The organism is Haloarcula rubra (genome assembly GCF_019599465.1).
Classification (GTDB): domain Archaea; phylum Halobacteriota; class Halobacteria; order Halobacteriales; family Haloarculaceae; genus Haloarcula; species Haloarcula rubra.
Genome location: NZ_RKLR01000004.1, coordinates 215,766 through 229,837, shown reverse-complemented (window position 1 = coordinate 229,837; position 14,072 = coordinate 215,766). Strand labels below are relative to the sequence as shown.

Annotated in this window: 13 protein-coding genes; 8 read left to right on the top strand and 5 right to left on the bottom strand. The window is 69.2% G+C overall.

Annotation, left to right across the window (positions count from 1 at the left end):
- The first annotated feature begins 46 nt into the window (after positions 1-46).
- The 4 genes from EGH21_RS12935 to EGH21_RS12920 all read left to right on the top strand — a co-directional run bounded on the left by EGH21_RS12935 (position 47) and on the right by EGH21_RS12920 (position 4,462).
- A complete protein-coding gene (locus EGH21_RS12935; RefSeq protein WP_220618896.1) occupies positions 47-403 on the top strand; it encodes a DUF5658 family protein in 357 nt (118 codons plus the stop codon).
- A gap of 106 nt (positions 404-509) precedes the next feature.
- Entirely contained in the window at positions 510-1,580 is a 1,071-nt protein-coding gene (locus EGH21_RS12930; protein WP_220618895.1) for a thiamine ABC transporter substrate-binding protein, read from the top strand.
- 1 nt (position 1,581) lies between these two features.
- Positions 1,582-3,399 carry an ABC transporter permease gene (locus tag EGH21_RS12925; RefSeq protein WP_220618894.1) on the top strand — a complete coding sequence of 606 codons (1,818 nt, stop codon included), beginning with the start codon at positions 1,582-1,584 and terminating at the stop codon, positions 3,397-3,399.
- Positions 3,389-4,462, top strand: a complete 1,074-nt coding sequence (locus tag EGH21_RS12920) for an ABC transporter ATP-binding protein (RefSeq protein WP_220618893.1) — start codon at positions 3,389-3,391, stop codon at positions 4,460-4,462. The genes EGH21_RS12925 and EGH21_RS12920 overlap by 11 nt, the downstream gene beginning before the upstream one ends.
- Position 4,463: 1 nt before the next feature.
- Here the strand turns inward: EGH21_RS12920 and EGH21_RS12915 are convergent, their stop codons facing one another.
- Together EGH21_RS12915 and EGH21_RS12910 are read right to left on the bottom strand one after the other, a co-directional pair.
- A complete protein-coding gene (locus tag EGH21_RS12915; RefSeq protein WP_220618892.1) occupies positions 4,464-4,742 on the bottom strand; it encodes a HalOD1 output domain-containing protein in 279 nt (92 codons plus the stop codon).
- Positions 4,743-4,795: 53 nt separating this feature from the next.
- On the bottom strand, positions 4,796-6,352 hold the full coding sequence (locus tag EGH21_RS12910; protein WP_220618891.1) for a bacterio-opsin activator domain-containing protein: 1,557 nt from the start codon (positions 6,350-6,352) through the stop codon (positions 4,796-4,798).
- A gap of 140 nt (positions 6,353-6,492) precedes the next feature.
- Between EGH21_RS12910 and EGH21_RS12905 the strand changes: the two genes are divergently transcribed.
- Both EGH21_RS12905 and EGH21_RS12900 read left to right on the top strand, forming a co-directional pair.
- Positions 6,493-8,289, top strand: coding sequence for an L-aspartate oxidase (locus tag EGH21_RS12905; protein ID WP_236035530.1), 1,797 nt, complete (start codon positions 6,493-6,495; stop codon positions 8,287-8,289).
- A 48-nt stretch (positions 8,290-8,337) separates the two neighbouring features.
- Positions 8,338-9,435, top strand: a complete 1,098-nt coding sequence (locus tag EGH21_RS12900) for a CapA family protein (RefSeq protein WP_220618890.1) — start codon at positions 8,338-8,340, stop codon at positions 9,433-9,435.
- A gap of 4 nt (positions 9,436-9,439) precedes the next feature.
- Here the strand turns inward: EGH21_RS12900 and EGH21_RS12895 are convergent, their stop codons facing one another.
- Complete coding sequence (locus tag EGH21_RS12895) at positions 9,440-10,528, bottom strand: collagen-like triple helix repeat-containing protein (protein ID WP_220618889.1); 1,089 nt, start codon at positions 10,526-10,528, stop codon at positions 9,440-9,442.
- 163 nt (positions 10,529-10,691) lie between these two features.
- Between EGH21_RS12895 and EGH21_RS12890 the strand changes: the two genes are divergently transcribed.
- Entirely contained in the window at positions 10,692-11,303 is a 612-nt protein-coding gene (locus EGH21_RS12890) for a translation initiation factor IF-2 subunit beta (protein ID WP_220618888.1), read from the top strand.
- Between the two features lie 102 nt (positions 11,304-11,405).
- Here the strand turns inward: EGH21_RS12890 and cysK are convergent, their stop codons facing one another.
- On the bottom strand, positions 11,406-12,344 hold the full coding sequence (cysK, locus tag EGH21_RS12885) for a cysteine synthase A (protein ID WP_220618887.1): 939 nt from the start codon (positions 12,342-12,344) through the stop codon (positions 11,406-11,408).
- A 62-nt stretch (positions 12,345-12,406) separates the two neighbouring features.
- Positions 12,407-13,105 carry an SOS response-associated peptidase gene (locus tag EGH21_RS12880; protein WP_220618886.1) on the bottom strand — a complete coding sequence of 233 codons (699 nt, stop codon included), beginning with the start codon at positions 13,103-13,105 and terminating at the stop codon, positions 12,407-12,409.
- 81 nt (positions 13,106-13,186) lie between these two features.
- On the opposite strand from EGH21_RS12880, the gene EGH21_RS12875 reads away from it, so the two are divergent.
- Entirely contained in the window at positions 13,187-14,071 is an 885-nt protein-coding gene (locus tag EGH21_RS12875; RefSeq protein WP_220618885.1) for an aldo/keto reductase, read from the top strand.
- Position 14,072 lies beyond the last annotated feature (1 nt).

Sequence of the window (14,072 nt, the reverse complement as noted above, 5' to 3'; positions counted from 1 at the left end):
CTCGGCGACCCGAGCGCTCATGTCGGTCCAGTCCTTGGGTCCGCCGATGCCCGTGGTGTCCACCGACGAGGACGACGACGCGCTGTTCACCCTCCGTCGGGAGCGGCGGATGACCCGAGTCCACGCCGTCCTGTGGGCGCTCGTCCTCGCCTCGACGGTGGCCGACGTCCTCTTGACGCTCTCGGGGCTGGCGGCCGGCTATCGCGAGGGGAACGTCGTCGTGGCGGCGCTCGTCTCGGAGTTCGGCGTGGCGGGCCTGTGGCTCGTGAAGTTCGCGGCGATGCTGTGGCTCGTCGGTGGGTGGGCCCTGCTCTCGGACCGCGACGCGGCCGTCTTCCTCGCGCTGTTCGCCGCGGTCACCGTCGGCGTCGCCGGCTACAACGCCGTCCTCCTGTTCGGCTGAGGAGAGCGACAGAGCGAGTCCGTCGCCGAACGGTCGTCTCTGCGGCCCGAAACCCCGTCTTCGGAGAACACGGGGGTTAAGTACCACTGGGTGTGACCACGGCGTAATGGAGAGACGCAGTTTCCTCGCGGCGGCCGGCGCGACGGTCGCCACGTCGCTAACAGGGTGTAGCGGTATCGGGACCACGGGCGAGACGAGCACCGAGAGCGGCCGACGGACGCTCGTGGTCGGGACCTACAGCCCGTTCATCGACGCGCCCTCCTCCAGCCCCGGCGCGTGGCTCAAAGAGCAGTTCGAGAGCGAGTTCGACGCCCGACTGGTGTGGCAGACGCCGAGCAACGAACTCAACCACTACATCGAGCGCAGGAAGGCCGGCGTCGACGTCGAAGCCGATCTCTACGTGGGGCTGAACGCCGACGACCTCGTCCGCGTCGACGAGACACTCGACGAGTCGCTGTTCGCCGACGCCGGCGACCTGAACGGCCAGAGCGACGTGAAAGACGGCCTCTCCTTCGACCCGGAGGGTCGCGCGGTCCCGTTCGACACCGGCTACGTCAGCCTCGTCTTCGACGGCACGTCGACGACGGCCCCGGAGACGTTCGACGGACTACTGACCGAGGACCACGCCGGCGACCTCATCACGCAGAACCCGAGCAGTTCCGACACCGGGCGCGCGTTCATGCTCCACACCGTCAAGCAGTTCGGCGCCGACGGCTACCTCGACTACTGGGCCGACCTACAGGCCAACGACGTCCGCGTGCTGGGGTCGTGGGACGACTCGTACAGCGCGTGGTCTGAGGGCGAGGCCCCCATCGTCACCTCCTACTCCACCGACCGGGTGTACGCCGACCGCTACGACCAGAATCTGGAGAAACACCGGATTCGGTTCCTGAACGACCAGGGCTACGCCAACCCCGAGGGGATGGCCGTCTTCGAGGGCGCGAACGAACCCGACCTCGCCCGCGAGTTCATGCAGTTCCTCCTGCGCCCCGAGGTACAGGGCGAAATCGCGGTGCGCAACGTCGCGTTCCCGGCGACGACGAACGCCGACCTCCCCAGCGACTACGCGAAGTTCGCGCTGGAACCGCCCGAACCGGTGACGTTCACCTACGACGAACTGCAGGGCTCGGTCGGCGAGTGGGTGAAAGACTGGAGCCAGCAGTTCGCCCAGAACTGACGTGACCGACGCCGACGAGGGGACGGACAGCGGACGCGAAGCCGGGGAGGAGCAGGTCCGAGCACGTCTCGAACGGCACGCACTCCCGGTGCTGGCCGCCGGGACGGTAGCGCTCCTGCTCGGCATCTTCTACTACCCGGTAGCGACGGTGTTCGTCGACAGCGTCGTCGTCGAGGGACGGGCGACGCTGTCGGTGTTCGTCGGCATCCTCACCGACCCGTTCTACGTCGGTGACCTCGCGGGGCTGGCGGCCGGTGAGTCGCCGCTGTCGGTGCTGGGCGACCTCCTCTCGCCGGACCGACGCCTCGGCGTCGTCGGCTTCACCGCGTATCAGGCCGCGCTCTCCTCGGTGGCGAGCGTCGTCCTCGGACTGCCGGCGGCGTACCTGCTGGCCCGCTACGAGTTCCCCGGCCGGCGGACTCTGCGCTCGCTGACCATCCTGCCGTTCGTCCTCCCCTCCATCATGGTCGCGGTGGGGTTCGTCGCCACGTTCGGCCAGAACGGGACGCTGAACGCCGTGCTGGGCACACTCGGTCTCGGCGAGGTCGACCTGCTGTTCACGCTGGAGGCCGTGATTATCGCTCACGCCTTCTACAACGCGCCGCTGGTCGCCCGCGTGACGACGGCGGCGTGGGAGTCCGTCGACGCCAGCGCCGTCGAGACGGCCCGGAGTCTGGGGGCGAGTCCGCGTCGGGCGTTCCTCGACGTGGTCGCGCCGCAACTGTACCCCTCGGTGCTGATGGGCGCGGCGCTGACCTTCGTGTTCACCTTCGGCACCTTCCCCATCGTCCTCGCGCTGGGCGGGTTCCAACTCGCGACGGTCGAGGTGTTCGTCTACCAACTGATTCGGGACTTCGAGTACGCCGAGGCCGCGGCGCTGGCCATCGTCGAACTCGTCGTCTCGCTGGGTCTGCTGTACGCCTACCTCCGGTACGAGGCGCGCCACAGCGTCCGGTCGCGCGGCATCCGACCGCTCCCGCGGCGGCCGCTCCGCCCGCCGTCGCGCTCGCTCGGTGACCTGCTCCCGAGAGCGGGCCTCGCGGTGTACGGCGTCGTCGCTCTCGCCGTCTTCGTCGCCCCCATCGCGAGCATGGTGTACGCGAGCGTGAGCGGGCCGGACGGACTGACGCTGGCCCACTACGAGTTCCTCGTCCGGAGACAGGCGACGGCCGCCGCCTTTCAGGTGACGCCGTGGGACGCCGTGCGCAACTCGCTCCTGTTCGGCGTCGGGTCCCTCCTGCTGGCCCTGCCCATGGGCGTCGTCGTCGCCGTCCTCACGACCCGCGAGTACCGCGGGCGGAAACTCGTCGACGCCGTCGGGATGGCACCGCTCGCGGTGTCGAGCATCGTCGTCGGCATCGGCCTCCTCCGGGGACTGGTCTTCGGCGTGGAAATCGGCGGGACACGCCTCGCTATCGGCGGCGCCCTTGCCATCGTCGCCGCCCACGCCGTCTCGGGGTACCCGTTCGTCGTCCGCACCGTCGCCCCCGGACTGGAGGGGATGGACCAGTCGCTCGTGGAGTCCGCGCGGGCGCTGGGTGCGCCGCGCGCCCGGGTCATCAGCGACGTGGAGTTGCCGCTGGTGTGGCCGGCCGTCGTCGCCGGCGCCGCCTTCGCGTTTGCCATCTCGGTGGGAGAGTTCTCCGCGACGGTGGTGCTGGCGACAGGCACCGACCAGTTCACGATGCCCGTCGCCATCGAGCGGTTCATCGGCCGGCGGCTCGGCCCCGCGACGGCGATGGGCGTCGTCTTGCTCGTGGTGACGGCCGGGAGTTTCGTCGTCATCGACCGACTGGGAGGTGCCGACGGTGGCTTCTGAGACGCCGGCGGTGGCGCTCGACGGGGTCACGCGACGCTACGGAGACACCACCGCGCTGAGAGACGTCTCGCTGTCGGTCCGGGAGGGCGAGTTCTTCACGCTCGTCGGCCCCTCTGGCTGTGGCAAGACGACGACGCTCCGCCTGCTCGCGGGGTTCGAGACGCCCACGGCGGGAACCGTCAGGTTCGGCGGCGAGAGCGTCGCCGGCGTCCCGCCCGAGGACCGCGACGTGGGCGTCGTCTTCCAGAACTACGCGCTGTTCCCCCACATGAGCGTCGGCGAGAACGTCGCCTACGGCCTGCGCTTCACCGACCCGCCGGGCGGCGTCGCCCGGGACGAACGGGTGTCGACCCTGCTGGAACTGGTCGACCTCGGCGGGGCCGAACACCGCGACCCGGACACGCTCTCGGGCGGGCAACAGCAACGCGTCGCGATGGCCCGGGCGCTCGCACCCGGGCCGGACCTGCTCCTGCTGGACGAACCGATGAGCGCGCTGGACGCGAAACTCCGGGAGCGCCTCCGGGTACAGGTCCGCGAGATTCAGCAGGAACTGGGCATCACGACGGTGTACGTCACCCACGACCAAGAGGAGGCGCTGGCCGTCTCGGACCGCGTAGCCGTCGTCCGCGACGGGACCGTCGAGCAGGTCGGGACGCCCCGCGAGATATACCGCCGACCGGCCACCCGTTTCGTCGCCTCGTTCGTGGGCGACAACAACGTCCTCTCGGGGCCCGTGACCGACGTCGGTTCGGAGTCGGACGGCCCCGTCGCGACCGTCGACGTGAGCGGCGAGTCGCTCGCGGTCGGCCTCGACGGCCGGCGCGACGCCAGCGTCGGCGACCGCCTCACCTTCTGTCTCCGGCCCGAGCGACTCTCGCTGTCGGGCGGCGAGACGACGCTGTCGGCGACGGTGACGAGTACGGAGTTCCTCGGCGAGACGACGCGCGCGCACCTCGACTGGGGCGGCGGGACGCTCCGGCTACGGACCACCGACCCACCGGACGGCGACGTCGTCGTCGGGTTCGACCCGGCCGACGCGCACGTCGTCGCCGTCGAGCGCTGACTCAGTCTCCCAGCGAGGCGTCGGCAGGGTAGACACAGATTTCCCCTTCCTCGTGGACGGCGACGGGGTGGTCCGCGTACTCGAACTGGACGGCGAGTTCCGTCTCCGAGTCCTCGTAGAGCGTCGAGAGCGCGTCGCTCGGGACGATGGTGTCGAACGGACGGAGCACCGTCGGGTCGACCCCCTTCGCGTCGGCCACGGCGCGCGTGACGACGACGGCGAGTGACGCCTCCGGCTCGTCGACGTCGCGACGGACCCGAGGGTCGGTTTCGGGGAACATGTCGTCACACTTCACTCCCCTACCTGAAAGAGGCCATGGCTCATAAATTAGTGTCAGTCCCGCTGTTCGGGTTCGAACACCGCCTCGAACAGTTTGGATTCGGCCGCACGCAGGTGGTCGTGAAACGTCGGTGACGTGATGTCCAGCGACGCGGCGAGTTCCTCGCCGGTGCGTTCCCGGGGCGTCTCGAAGTACCCGCCGTAGTACGCCGTGCGCGCGACGGTCGCCTGTCGCTCGGTGAGCGAGTCGAGGACCCGGTCTTCGACGCTCTCGACGTGGTCGGGGTCGACCTCGACGGTCTGGCGGCCGACCAGTTCCGTTCGCTCGGGCGGCGTGTCGAGCAACTGCGTCGCGTCGGCAGTGTCGGCCGACCGGGGGTACCAGACTTCCACCGTCGCCGTGCCGTCGTCGACGCGCACGTCCGCTAGGCGACCTGCCCCCTCCGTGACGGTAGTGAAGAAGGGGGCGTCGTCGTAGACCACTTGCAGTCCGGGGCCCCCCTCGCGGCCCGTGAGCGTGACGACCTCCGCGACGCTGTCGTGGGCCTCGGCGGCCGACGCGACCGCGTCCGGGTCCCCCTCGACGACGGTGAAGAAGGCCAGCGGCGCGTCCGCCGTGGCGTCGGCCGCCGACAGTTCGAGCGTCGCGTCGGTGGCCGCCGTCGCGGACGTACAGAACTGCTCGGCCCCGGTGACTTCGACGGTGAACTCGACGAGCGTGTCCGAGAGGAGCGCCTCCCGCGAGCGGAGTGCGTGGATGGCGTCGCCGAGACGCCGTCCGAGGTTGTCGAGGGCCTCGCGCTCGAACTTCCCGAACGCGGCTTCGCTGTCGATACCGACCGTGAGGACGCCGTAGGGCGCGCCGTCGTACCGGACCGGGACGGCGATTCTCGCGGTGAGGGAGTCCCGCGGGGACAGGTCCACCCTCGGTTCGCCGTCGCGCCGGGCCGCCTGCTGGATGGTGCTCCCGCCGTCGGTGACGGCGGGGCCGTCGGGCGAACCGTCCAGCCCGCTCTCGACGCGCGGTTCGACGGTGTCGCTCTCCGCTGTCGTATCGCCTATCCAGGCGTAGTCGAACCGGTCGACCTCTGTCAGTCGGTTACAGACGGCCCGTTCCATCGCCGGGCGAGAGGACGCCCCGACCAGCGCCGTGTCGACGTTCCACAGTTCGGCGGTGACGTCGGTGACCCGTTCGATGGTCCGCTCGCGTCTGCGCTGTCGCACTGCGTACACGCCGACGAGCAAGCCGGCGACACAGCCCCAGATAGCGGTGTACGAGACGATGAACGCGGGTTTGACCGTGCCTTGCCAGAGCTGGAACCCGAGCGTCCACAGCACCATGAGCGCGACGCCGCCGGTCCCGACCAGCGCCCACCGAACCACCGTCAGGCGGTCCTCGAGCGGTCCGTCGTCGGTGTAGACGCGGACGCCGGCGCCCACGACGAGCAAGGCGAGCGCGAACGGGACGGCGTTTTCGAGCAGGGTCAGGACGACGAGGTCCCCCTGTACGAGGACGTCCTCGGCGACGTCGTAGGACGCGACAGCCGCCATCACGAGACCGAGCGATACGAGCGTCAGGGCACCGAGGAGGGCGCGGCGGTCCGACTCCATCTAGACCGGTTCGGTAGACGTGGCGGCCTGAAATTCTTGTGGGGTCCGGGGTCGAGCGTGTGCAGGACAACCGGAAGTTCGCCAGCCCGTGCGCGCACGCGCGCAAGCCGTTTAAACTGCTCCGGCACCTACGTTCGACCATGCGAGACCGACTCCAGACAGGCAGTGCGCCGGCGACGCGGGACCACGACGTCGAGTACGAGGAGGTGTCGGTGCCGGTACTCGTCGTCGGGGCAGGGGCCGCAGGGGCCCGCGTCGCCATCGAACTGTCCGAACAGGGCGTCGAGCCGCTGGTCGTCGGGAAACGGGACCACGGGGACGCACACACGACGTGGGCCGCTGGCGGCATCAACGCCTCGCTGGGGTCGCTGGACCCGGATGACGACTGGACTATCCACGCCGCTGACACGCTGGACGAGGGCCACTACATCAACGACCCGGAAGCCGTCGAGGTGACGACGAAGCACATGCCCGACCGGATTCGGGAACTCGAGGAGTGGGGGATGCCGTTCGACCGGACCGAGGACGGCCGCATCAACCAGCGGTACTTCGGCGCCCAGTCGTTCCGCCGGACCTGCTTCGTCGGCGATCGGACCGGCGAGGCGATGCTCGATACGCTGGTCGCGAAGGCCCAGTCGCTGGAGATTCCGTACCGCGACAACGTGCTGGTCACGAGACTGCTCTCGGACGGCGAGCGAGTGCACGGGGCCGCCGGCTACCACATGGAGAGCGGCGAGTTCGTCTGTTTCGTCGCCGACCACGTGGTGCTCGCCGCGGGCGGGTACTCCGCGCTGTACCACCGCCACTCTTCGCGGGACGACGAGAACAACGGCGACGGCCCGGCGCTGGCCCTGCAGGCCGGCGCGTCGCTCCTGGACGTCGAGTTCGTCCAGTTCCACCCGACCGGGATGGTCGGGGACCGTTACGGCGAGGAGTGGGACGGCCGCCTCGTCACGGAGGCCGTCCGCGGCGAGGGCGGCCGCCTGTTCAACGCCGACGGCGAGCGGTTCATGGAGCGGTACTCGCCCGACCAGATGGAACTCGACGCCCGCGACGTGGTCGCCCGCGCCATCGCACAGGAGGTGCGTGAAGGGCGCGGCACAGAGAACGGCGGCGTCTACCTCGACATCTCACACCGGGACGACGAGTACGTCCGGGAGCGTCTGCCGCGGATGTACGAGCGGTTCGCGGCGCTGGGCGTCGACATCACCGAGGCCCCGATGGAGGTGGCGCCGACCGCCCACTACTCGATGGGCGGCGTCGACATCGACTTCCACACCGGCGAGACCGGCGTCGAGGGCCTCCACGCCGTCGGCGAGACGGTGGCGGGGGTCCACGGCGCGAACCGTCTGGGCGGCAACTCGCTGGCCGAGACGGTCGCCGTCGGGAAACTCGTCGGTGACCACGTCGCCACACAGGTCGGCGACGAGGGGCCGTCGCTCCCCGACAGCGTCCGCGCTCTCGCGGAACGCGAGTTCCGGGCGCTAGCCGACCTCGAAGCGAGCGACGGCGACGTGACGCCGCGGGCGCTCCTCGAAGCGCTCGGGGACTGCCTGTGGGACCACGCCGGAATCCTCCGTGACGAGGCCTCGCTCCGCGAGGGACTGGCCGAACTCGACGAGATTCGCGAACGGACGGCCGACCTCCGGGTCGACGGGGACCGGACCGGGCGCGCCTTCGAGTTCGCCGTCGACCTCTCGTTCAGTCTGACGCTGGCCGAAGCGCTCCTGCTGAGTGCCCTCGAACGCGAGGAATCACGGGGCGCGCACTACCGCACGGACTTCCCCGAGACGGACCCCGACTGGCGGCGGAACGTCCTCGTCGGCGCGGACGACACGGGGCTCTCGCTGTGGACGCGGGGCGTCGGCGACCCGAGCGAGGCGGTCCAGCGGGCGCTGGACGCCGGCTACGAACTGGACTACCACCACCTCGAATAGCCGTCTCGGGGACCGGGTTCAAGAGGGTGCCGCGTTTCGTGACTGACGATGACTCCGACGCGCCGCGCCGTCCTCGTGTCGTCACTCGCCGGTCTCGGTGGCTGTCTGGGCAGTGCTGACGAGGTGTCCGTCGAGTGCCCGGTTCCCGTCGACGCCGACGGGGCCGCTCGACTGGGCTTCGTCGGCGACGTGATGCTCGGCCGCAACGTCGACGAGCGCTGGCGCGACGACCCGACCGGCGTCTGGGACGGGATGGCCGACCGCCTCGACGCCCTCGACGGCCTGTTCCTGAATCTGGAGTGTTGCGTCTCCGCGCGCGGCGACCCGCGCCCGGGCCGGACCTTCCACTTCCGGGCCCACCCCTCGTGGGCAGTTCCCGCCCTCGACAGCGCCGGGACGGTGTTCGCCAGTCTGGCGAACAACCACGTCCTCGACTTCGGTCCGCGAGCGCTGACCGACACGCTCACTCACCTCGAGGACGCCGGCGTTCCCACGGCCGGCGCTGGACCGGACAGAGCGTCGGCCTTCGAACCGGCCCACCTCGCAGTCGGTGGTCTCGACGTCGCCGTCGTCGCCGTCACGGACCAGTCGCCCAGTTACGCCGCCCGTGCGGACGCCGCAGGGGCCGCCTACGCGCCGCTGCGACCGAGCGACCGACTCACGCGTCACTGGGTCGGGGGCGCACTGGCACGGGCCCGCGAGCGCGACCCGGACCTGCTGGTCGTCTCGCTCCACTGGGGCCCGAACTGGGAGACTGCGCCCTCGGAGACCCAGCAGTCGTTCGCGCGGTGGCTCGTCGACCGCGGCGCGGACGTCGTCCACGGCCACAGCGCACACGTGATACAGGGCGTCGAGACGTATCGAGGCCGCCCCATCGTCTACGACGCCGGCGACTTCGTCGACGACTACCTCGTCAAGGACGGCCTCCACAACGACCGGAGTTTCCTGTTCGAACTGGTCGTCACCGACGGGACGCTCTCGGCGCTCGAACTGGTGCCGGTCGAAATCACGAACTCGCGGGTGACGCCGGCCGACGACGTCGCGGCCCGGTGGCTACGCGACCGGATGCGCTCGCTCTCGGCCCCGTTCGGGACCAGCGTCGAACGGGACGGTGCCGGCCTCCGGATTCCGCTCGGCGACTGCTGAGCGGTCAGTCGTCGTCCTCGTCGTCCTTCGGGCCGGCGTGGTCCGGCGGGCCCGCGTGGTCGGGCGGACCGGCGTGATCGGGGGCGTTCGAGTCTTCCTTCGGGCCGGCGTGGTCGGGCGGCCCAGCGTGGTCCGGCGGCCCCCGTTCCTTCTCGTCATCTTCGTCCTTCTCGTCACGCTCGCGCTTCCTGCGGTCGTCGTGGTCATCATCGTCGTCGTGGTCATCATCGTCGTCGTGGTCATCATCGTCGTCGTGGTCATCATCGTCGTCGTGGTCATCATCGTCGTCGTGGTCATCATCGTCGTCGTGGTCATCATCGTCGTCATCGTCGTCGTGGTCGTCGTGGTCGTCCCGGTCGCGGTCGTCGTGGTCGTCGTCATCGTCGTCGTGGTGATGGTCGTCGTCACAGGACCCTCGACGGAGGCGCAGACGCCTCCCGCGGTCCAGTGTGTACCGGTCCGGGTCGTCAATGTCGCCCGAGAGGACCTCCCAGCGGTCGATGCGGCCGTCGTAGTACTCTTCGAACAGGGCCGCGTCCTCGTTGAACCGCGGCTTGATGACCAGCGAGAGGTCGTCGACGTCGAGGCCACGGAGCGCCCCGCCGTCGGTTCGCTCGGCGGCCCACGTCCAATCGACGGTCGTCTCCGTGTCGTCGATGTCCCAGCGGTCGTAGTTCGAGTCCCCGTCGTAGAAGTCGTCTTTTACGACCCACTTCGCTTCGACTGGGACGCTCTCGATGGTGAACGAGACGGACCCGCCGTCGGTACCGTCGTCGAGTTTGTCGTGGACGACGACGAGACTCAGGCCGTCGGGCCCGTCGTAGAGAAACAGGATGGTCGTGTCCTCGCGCTGGAGGTCTGTCGTCCCAGTGGAACTGTAGTAGAAGTCCTCCTTTCCCCAGCGGTAGAGGTCCCGAACTGACTCCTCACCCGAGAGCGGTTCGACGCGGAAACACCGGTCGCCCTGTTCGACGACGAAGCGGTCGTCGTGGCCGCTGACCGACCCCGCGGCGAGGGCGAGGCCACCGGCGGCCGTCGCCGTCGTCGCGAGGAACTGGCGTCGGTTCAACGATTCGGGCGGAGTATCCGTCATACTGAACGCAACCGGAGAGTAGGCATTTGTTATACTGCGCATATCTCGGCGGTGATTCGTGAAGCCGGGCTTACCCGCCGGCTACGGGGTGCTGGGCCCCGCCGACGGGAACTGACAGCGGCTATCACGGAACCCATTTACGTCAGAACGCGCTCTAGCAGGTATGAACTACGAGGCCGCACTCCAGCGAGCGTACGACGTGCTTCCAGACCAGCCCAGAGAGGCGGGTGAGCGACTCTCCATCCCCGACCCCGAGGGACAGACAGACGGGGCGTTCACACGGTTGACCAACCTCGAGTCCATCGCCGACGCTCTCTCGCGAGACGCCCAGCACCTCCACAGTAGTATCCAGCGCGAGTTCGGGACCAACGGCCAGTTCGACGGCGGCGAAGCCCGCTACAACGGGTCGTTCGACGTGGCCGACTTCCAGGCCGCCATCGACGCCTACGTCGCCGAGTACGTGACGTGTTCGGAGTGTGGCCTCCCCGACACCGTCCTCAAGACCGAGGACGGCGTCGACATGCTCCGCTGTCAGGCCTGTGGTGCGTTCCGGCCCGTCTCGAAGAGCGCGAGCAAGAACACCCAACAGCAGACGCCCACGCTCGAAGAAGGAGAGACCTACGAGGTCAAGATTACCGGCACCGGCCGCGAGGGCGACGGCGTCGCCGAGAAGGGCAAGTACACCATCTTCGTCTCCGGCGCTCGCGAGGGGCAGGTCGTCAACGCCTACATCGAGAGCATCAGCGGGACGCTCGCGTTCGGTCGCGTCCAGTAAGCGGTTCTGCGGTCGGGTCTCCACTGCGTCTATCCGTTCTCTATCACACCGAGCGCTCGCTCTCGGCGGCGGAGGCCCACGTGTCCGGCCGGCAAGTCCGAGTTACTCGCCACCGTCCCAGAGGTCGGTCGAGAGGTAGCGCTCGCCGGTGTCCGGCAGGACCACCACGACCGTCTCGTCGGGGTTGTCGTCGGCGTACTCGGTGGCGGCGTGCAGGGCCGCGCCGGCCGAGATACCGACCATCAGCCCCGCGCTCTCGGCGAGGCGGCGGGCCGCCGCGACGGCCTCGTCCTCGGCGGCGACGCGCACCTCGTCCAGCAGTTCGGTCCGGAGGACGTCCGGGACGAACCCCGGGCCGATGCCCTGAATCCCGTGGCTGTCCGGGTCGTCGTCCGACAGCAGTCGGGAGGCCTCGGGTTCGACGGCGACGGACGTGAGGGACGCCCCTTCCTCCTCTTTGATGTACTCGGAGACGCCGGTGATGGTGCCGCCGGTGCCGACGCCGGCGACGACGGCGTCCACGTCCCCGTCCGTGTCCCGCCAGATTTCGGGGCCGGTCGTCTCCCGGTGGGCGCGCGGGTTGGCCGCGTTCTCGAACTGGCTGGCCCGCACGGCGTCGTCGGCCGCCGCGAGTTCGTCCGCCCGGTCGATGGCCCCGCTCATGCCGTCGTCGGCGGGCGTCAGTTCCAACTCGGCACCGAGTCCCGACAGCAGACGCCGCCGTTCCTCGCTCATCGACTCGGGCATCGTCAGCACGCAGTCGTAACCACGGGCCGCCGACACCGCCGCGAGTCCGATGCCCGTGTTGCCGCTGGTCGCCTCGACGACGGTCCCGCCATCGGGCAGTTCGCCGACCTCGGCCGCTGCCTCTATCATGTACGCCGCGATGCGGTCCTTGACCGAGTAGGGATTGGCCGCCTCGTACTTCCCCAGCAGGTTCTCGGCGAACGAGTCGAGACGGACGAGTGGCGTGTCGCCGACGAGGTCCGTCACGTCCGATGCGACTGTGCGTGTCTCCGGTGACGCCGCGACCGATTGCATATCGCGGGCTTCACGATTGGTCGGGGTAAGCCCCCCACCAGAAAACTGTGGGTGTCGAAGGCCTACGTGTCGAGTTCCTCGATTAGCTCCGGGCGGTCGTTACTGGGGCTGTTGACCGCCGTCGAGACGGGGTAGGTTTGCATCGGCCCGTCGTACGGGTCCAGCAGGTCCGCTGCGGTGTCGGTGTCGGCGGTCAGCCACGTCTCCTCCTCGTTGGGGTCGAGAATCACGGCCATCCGGTGGTGGAGGTCGCGGACGGCGTCGTTGGGGTCCGTCGTGACGACGGTGAACGTCTCTATCACGTCGTCCTCGCCGCCGTCGCCGCCTCCGCCGAACTCGCCGAGACCGGTCTGGCGCCGTGGCGGTTCCCACCGCTCGTAGAGGCCGGCCATCGCGAAGACGTCGTCGTCGGGGAGGGCGACGCGGTAGGGCTGTTTCCCTCCGTTTCGTCGAGTCCACTCGTAGAAGCCGTCGGCGGGCACCAGACACCGCCGCGACTCGTAGGCGTCGGCGAACGACCGCTTTTGACCGAGCGTCTCGGCGCGGGCGTTGATGTAGCCGTGATCGGAGCGCGAATCTGCCCACGAGGGAATCAGTCCCCACTCCATCCGCTGGATGGTGTCGGGGTCCTCGTTCGTGACGACCGGCAGGGACTGACTCGGCGCGGCGTTGTAGCGGGGCTCGAACGCGAAGTCGAAGGACGCGTCGAACCGGGCTTCGACGTCCGCCGGCGGCGCGAACAGACTGTAACGGCCACACATGTCCCGAGCGAGGGCGGCGACGGGCAAAAGTCTCACCGTGGGGCCACCAACAGTTTTGCGCGTCCGGGCCGACGCCCCGATATGGAGACCCGACCACTCGGCGCGACGGGGCAGGAGAGCACCGTGGCGACGTTCGGCGCTATCGCCCTGAACTGGCTGGAACAGGAGGGTGCGAACCAGATGGTCGAACACGTCCTCGACCACGGCGTCAACCACTTCGACGTGGCACCGACCTACGGCGACGCCGAACTGAAACTCGGCCCGAAACTCCGGCAACACCGCGAGGACATCTTCCTCGGCTGTAAGACCCAGGAGCGGGACTACGAGGGCGCGGCCCACAAACTGGAGCGGTCGCTGGACCGCCTCGGCGTCGACACCATCGACCTCTACCAGATTCACGGACTGGAGTACGAGTCGGAACTGGACGAGATTACGGGCGACGACGGCGCGCTCGCGGCCATCCGCGAGGCGAAAGACGACGGCAAAGTCGACCACGTCGGGCTGACGAGCCACGGCAACCCCGGGCTGATTCGGGACGCCATCGACCGCATCGACGATTTGGAGACGCTGATGTTCCCACTGAACCCCGTGGTCGCCGGGAAGGACGACGACGAACACGACTACGAGGCGGTACTGGAGCGGGCCGAGGAGGAAGACATCGGCACGCTGGGCATCAAGGCGTTCGCGAAGGGGTCGTGGCCGCCCACGTCGGACCTCCCCGAAAAGGACCGCCCGTACGCGAACTGGTACGAGCCGGTCGACACGCCCGAGGAGATTCGCGACCGGTTCGACTTCGCCGCGTCGCAGGGCCTGAGCACCGTCGTGACGCCGGGCGACCCGAAACTCGTCTCGATGGTGCTGGACGCCGCCGGTCGCTACGACGGGATGGACGAAGCCACCCAGCGGAGCCTCGTCGAGCAGTCGCGGCACGACGACAGCCCCGTGCCGGAACAACTCCACCACTGAC

Bases quoted from the DNA above. Each gene is read 5' to 3' on its own strand.
- EGH21_RS12935 (WP_220618896.1), top strand. From the start codon at position 47: ATGCCCGTGGTGTCCACCGACGAGGACGACGACGCGCTGTTCACCCTC.
- EGH21_RS12930 (WP_220618895.1), top strand. From the start codon at position 510: ATGGAGAGACGCAGTTTCCTCGCGGCGGCCGGCGCGACGGTCGCCACG.
- EGH21_RS12915 (WP_220618892.1), bottom strand. From the start codon at position 4,742: ATGTTCCCCGAAACCGACCCTCGGGTCCGTCGCGACGTCGACGAGCCG.
- EGH21_RS12910 (WP_220618891.1), bottom strand. From the start codon at position 6,352: ATGGAGTCGGACCGCCGCGCCCTCCTCGGTGCCCTGACGCTCGTATCG.
- EGH21_RS12905 (WP_236035530.1), top strand. From the start codon at position 6,493: ATGCGAGACCGACTCCAGACAGGCAGTGCGCCGGCGACGCGGGACCAC.
- EGH21_RS12900 (WP_220618890.1), top strand. From the start codon at position 8,338: ATGACTCCGACGCGCCGCGCCGTCCTCGTGTCGTCACTCGCCGGTCTC.
- EGH21_RS12895 (WP_220618889.1), bottom strand. From the start codon at position 10,528: ATGACGGATACTCCGCCCGAATCGTTGAACCGACGCCAGTTCCTCGCG.
- EGH21_RS12890 (WP_220618888.1), top strand. From the start codon at position 10,692: ATGAACTACGAGGCCGCACTCCAGCGAGCGTACGACGTGCTTCCAGAC.
- cysK (WP_220618887.1), bottom strand. From the start codon at position 12,344: ATGCAATCGGTCGCGGCGTCACCGGAGACACGCACAGTCGCATCGGAC.
- EGH21_RS12880 (WP_220618886.1), bottom strand. From the start codon at position 13,105: ATGTGTGGCCGTTACAGTCTGTTCGCGCCGCCGGCGGACGTCGAAGCC.
- EGH21_RS12875 (WP_220618885.1), top strand. From the start codon at position 13,187: ATGGAGACCCGACCACTCGGCGCGACGGGGCAGGAGAGCACCGTGGCG.